Here is a 4,256-nt window from a genome sequence, read left to right as displayed (position 1 = left end):
CCGCGTCCGGGCGCCTGTTGCCCGGTTCCCGGGCCGGTTCCGGACGGGCTCCCGACGGCTGCCCGTCCCCCGGCGGCGGCACGATGTGCGGACCGGAGTCCGGCTGCTGATCTGTCATGGGTCAATTCTCCAACGGGCTGAGGATCTCGTAGCGCGGGTTGTAGACGGTGGCGGTTCCTTCCACCCTGAACAGCATGCCCTCGAAGGCCAACCGGATGCCCGCCGCGATGCCGGGAACGCGGCGCTGCCCCAGCCAGATGAGCCGGACCCGCGGGTGCCCGCCGTCGCGGGACTTGCCGGGCTCCTGCTGGCCCGCGTCGGTGACGACGGCGGAAAACCGCGGCGGCTGCCCCGGCGGCGCGATGGTGATCGCCTCAACCAACCCGGTGGCGGCGACGTGGCCGCGCTCGGGCAGCCGGGCGATGGGGCTGTCCGCGGAGCGGCGATGGACGCGGGAGCGGTCAGCCAATCTCGGTGATCTCCGGGCCCCGCTCGGGCGCGGTCAGGCCGGGGTGGTGCGGCGCCGCGGGCTGCGGCTGGCCCGGGACGCCCTTGGGCATCTTGAGCTGCAGCAGGTCCTTGGGCGGCAGCGGCTGCGAGCCCCGGACCACCACGGTGGAGCGGAAGAGTTCCTCGAGGTCCGCGGCCTTGGCCCGGTCCAGCGCGGCGGGTCCGCCGATCACGCCGCGCAGAAACCAGCGCGGCCCGTCGACGCCGAGGAAGCGGGCCACCCGGAAGCCCTGCTTCCCGTCCGCGGTCTGTGCCGGCAGCTTGGCCACCACCTCGGTGCCCATCGGTCCGTCGATCTCTTGGACGGTGCCGCCCTGTGAACCCACGGAACTCGCGATCTGAGTGCGGATTTCCTTCCACAGCCCCTCGGATTTCGGCGCGGCGAATGCCTGGAGCTGCAGGTTGGAACCGGCCAGGTCCAGGGTCACCGCAACCACCCGCTTGGACTTTTCCTCGACCTCGAGCCGCAGCTGCAGGCCCTCCCGGGGACGGACCTTCAGCGCACCCAGGTCCAGGTAGCCGTTACCGGTGTCCTGCTCGGAGTCGTCGTAGGGGCCGTTGCGGCGGGGACCGCTGTCCGGCGCCGGCCGGGTGGCGTCCTCGCCAGGTGCGGCCGCGGCGGCTTCCGGCCCTTCGCCGTCGTTCTGGTTCCTCTTCTTGGAACGCCCAAATGCCATAACGTGAGATTCCTCTTCCTCCGGTCCTGCACCGGGTTGCTCAATGTCTGCGCTGAGGGGATGCCGCCTGCGGCGGGCGGGGCGCACGCTTGCGTGCCCGCACCGAGCGTGCGGAACTAACCGGCGCCGAACCCTCCGGTGGATCCGAATCCGCCGGCCCCTCGCGTCGAATCCGGGAGTTCGGCGACGCGTTCGAACGCGGCCGTCTCCACCTTCTGGATGACCAACTGCGCGATCCGGTCCCCCCGCTTGAACGTGAGCGTTTCACTGGCATCGGTATTCAGCAAGGTGACCGCTATCTCGCCCCGGTAACCGGCGTCCACCGTGCCGGGGGCGTTGACGATGGTCAGTCCGTGCTTGGCGGCCAGCCCGGAGCGCGGGTGGACCAGGGCAACATACCCGTGCGGCAGCGCCAGCGCCACGCCCGTCGGCACCAGGACACGCTCCCCCGGGGCGATCCGGAAATCGATCCGGCTCCGCAGGTCGGCCCCGGCGTCCCCCGGGTGGGCGTAGGCGGGCGGTTCCAGTCCGTCGTCGAGCATTTTCAGCTGGACCGTCAGCGTTTCAGTTGTCTGCTGCACTCGTGATCGTTTGTCCTTGCGATTGCGGATGTGGCGGCGGGAAGACTGCGGCCGCCAAGGGCCTGGCCCGCTGAGATATTCCGCACATCACTCTAGCGCGTTTTCAACCGTGGCGCCCGCGGACGGGCGGGCTTCCGGGGGCCCGCCGGGAGCAAGGTGAAATGCCTGTCAAAAGGTGAAAAGCTGAGTCCATGACACAACCCGCGACCCCTGCAGGCGGCTCCGGTCCCGCCGGCGGTCCTTCCTCCGTGACCCACTTCGATGAGCGGCTGTGGCCCAATTTCTGGGTCTGGCTCATCGCCGCCGGCACCGCCGCCGCGGTCATCGTCATGCTGGCACCGATCAGCATGACCGCGGGCATCATCGGCGCCGTCGTCGCCGCCGTCCTGCTGGCCGTCCTGCTGATCGCCTCCACGCCACGGATCCTGGTCACCGACACCATGCTGCAGGTGGGCCGCGCCCAGATCGAGCGACGCTACGTGGGGCGGGTGGAAGCGTTCACCGGCGAGGCCGCCACCGAGCAGCGCGGCCCCAAGCTGAACGGCACCGCCTACATGTGCATGCGCGGCTGGATCGATCCGGTGGTCACCATCGAAATCACCGACGAGACGGACCTGACCCCTTACTGGATCGCCTCCACGCGCCGGCCGCAGCAGCTCGCCGCGGCCCTGAACCGCCCCGCCCCGGACGCGTCCTAGCGGACCCGCGGGCAGCCCCCGGCGGCACCCTCCCCGTGTCGCCGGCGGCTACCCCTCGCAGTCCCGGCAGTAGAGCAGCCCGTCTTTCTCCTTGGCCACCTGCGACCGGTGGCGGACCAGGAAGCAGGAGGCACAGGTGAACTCGTCCTGCTGGGCCGGGAGTACGCGGACCAGCAGTTCCTCGCCGGAGAGGTCGGCGCCGGGCAGCTCGAACCCCTCGGCCGCCTCGGCCTCGTCCTCGTCGACGACGGCCGACTGCGTGTCGGTCCGCCGGTGCGACTTCAGCTCTTCAATGGACTCCTCGTGGGTCTCTTCGTCGGGCTTCCGCGGGGCGTCGTAGTCAGTGGCCATTGTCGTTTGCTCCCACTCCGGTGGTCCGGTCCAGTTTCACGTCAGACCCCCGGTTCCGGGACGCGTGCCCGTGCCTGACGATCTGTGCACAGGCTCAACGCGTTCGCCGTCGATTTTGTGCCCGTGACGCGAAGATTCTTGCCGATTTCGGTGCGCCTGCCAAACCCAGGGGTTGCAGGGCGTTCACGGCCGCCTGCGGACGGGGCGCCCGATCGGGGCGACCTTGGCCACAAACACCGCGCCACACCTGCGAAAACAATAGGAAAAGCCCGGCATGGGTGGCAGAGTTTCAGGCATAAAGTGTCGTCTGGTGGAGGGTTTTCATGCAGGATCTACGGCTGGTGGGTGTCCATGAGGATGGCGAACATCTGCTGTTGAGCGCAGGTGGGGACGACTACCGTCTGGCCATAGACGAAGCCCTGCGCACAGCGGTCTTCCGACCGACAACAACGCGCGCTCCCGGGGCCGGCGAACCGTCGGACGCCGGTATGTCCCCCCGCGAGATCCAGGCGCGCATCCGGGCGGGCGCCACGGCCGAGGAGGTCGCGGCCGAATCCGGCCTGGACCTGCAGCGGATCCGGCGCTATGAAAGCCCGGTGCTCGCCGAGCGCCACTACATCGTCGAGCAGGCCCGCAAGGTGGAAGTCGCCGGTCCGCTGCCCGGCCACGACGGCTACCGGTCGGCCTTCGGGGATGAGCCCGCCACCCTGGGAGAGATGGTGGACCACCGGATCCACGCCTTCGGTATCGACCCGGAATCGATGAACTGGAATTCTTGGCGGCGCAGCGACGGCACCTGGGAAGTTGTGGCATCCTTCACCGCGCCGGCGGCTCCCGCCACCGACTCCATCGGGGAAGAACCGCCCGCCCGTTGGGTGTTCCATGCGGCCCGCCGCACCATCCAGAACGCCAACCGGTGGGCGCAGCAGCTGAGCGAGCTCGAAACCGTGGACGGCCCGGTCCCCGGGCGCCGGCTGAAGGCCGTCACCGACCATGTCTTCGACTTCGAAGCCGACACCGCCGCGGACCCGGACCTCGAGCCGGCAGGGCAAGAGGACGACGGGCAGTCGTCCGAGTCGGAAGAGCTGCTGGACGTGCTGCGCTCCCGGCGCGGGCAGCGGCTGGGCGTCGACGAAGATGCCGACGACGCGCTGGCCCTGATGCTCACCCACGGTCCGATTCCGGCGGCCCACCCGCGCGACTCGTTCGGGGAAGCGGATGATTCCGGCGACGACCCCGGCGCGCGGCCGCGTGCCGGCTTCCCGCTGACCCTGGCCCCGGCCTACGACGACGGCGCGGTCTCTTCCCTGGAACTGGGGCATGGGATCAGCACCCACACGCACGAAATCACGCTCTCCGGCGCGCCCGGTTTCCTGCGGGACGAGCCGGCCGCGGGAACGGGCGGCGGCGTCCGCGGCGAGGACGGCGACCTTACCGGG

6 protein-coding genes are annotated in these 4,256 nt (G+C 70.1%); 2 read left to right on the top strand and 4 right to left on the bottom strand.

Annotation, left to right across the window (positions count from 1 at the left end; translation table 11 throughout):
* Positions 1-121 precede the first annotated feature (121 nt).
* The 3 genes from AC5RV2_RS15285 to dut all read right to left on the bottom strand — a co-directional run bounded on the left by AC5RV2_RS15285 (position 122) and on the right by dut (position 1,768).
* Complete coding sequence (locus AC5RV2_RS15285) at positions 122-469, bottom strand: hypothetical protein (RefSeq protein ID WP_494093040.1); 348 nt, start codon at positions 467-469, stop codon at positions 122-124.
* Positions 462-1,187 carry a DUF3710 domain-containing protein gene (locus AC5RV2_RS15280; RefSeq protein ID WP_494067650.1) on the bottom strand — a complete coding sequence of 242 codons (726 nt, stop codon included), beginning with the start codon at positions 1,185-1,187 and terminating at the stop codon, positions 462-464. Before AC5RV2_RS15280 ends, AC5RV2_RS15285 begins: the two co-directional genes overlap by 8 nt.
* Before the next feature lie 116 nt (positions 1,188-1,303).
* The gene (dut, locus tag AC5RV2_RS15275) at positions 1,304-1,768 is read right to left on the bottom strand and encodes a dUTP diphosphatase (protein WP_493999514.1); all 465 of its coding nucleotides are present in this window, start codon (positions 1,766-1,768) and stop codon (positions 1,304-1,306) included.
* Between the two features lie 191 nt (positions 1,769-1,959).
* Between dut and AC5RV2_RS15270 the strand changes: the two genes are divergently transcribed.
* Positions 1,960-2,466: a DUF3093 domain-containing protein gene (locus AC5RV2_RS15270; protein WP_494093039.1), complete on the top strand. Its 507-nt coding sequence runs from the start codon at positions 1,960-1,962 to the stop codon at positions 2,464-2,466.
* Between the two features lie 48 nt (positions 2,467-2,514).
* Here AC5RV2_RS15270 and AC5RV2_RS15265 read toward each other — a convergent pair whose 3' ends face one another.
* Positions 2,515-2,817, bottom strand: a complete 303-nt coding sequence (locus tag AC5RV2_RS15265) for a DUF4193 domain-containing protein (RefSeq protein ID WP_493987423.1) — start codon at positions 2,815-2,817, stop codon at positions 2,515-2,517.
* A gap of 323 nt (positions 2,818-3,140) precedes the next feature.
* Between AC5RV2_RS15265 and sepH the strand changes: the two genes are divergently transcribed.
* A partial coding sequence (gene sepH / locus AC5RV2_RS15260) for a septation protein SepH (protein ID WP_494093038.1) occupies positions 3,141-4,256 on the top strand: 1,116 nt, incomplete at its 3' end.

Source organism: Arthrobacter sp. Y3225116, assembly GCF_059091245.1.
Note: the sequence above shows the minus strand (reverse complement) of the source record. Positions and strands in the feature narration are given on the sequence as shown.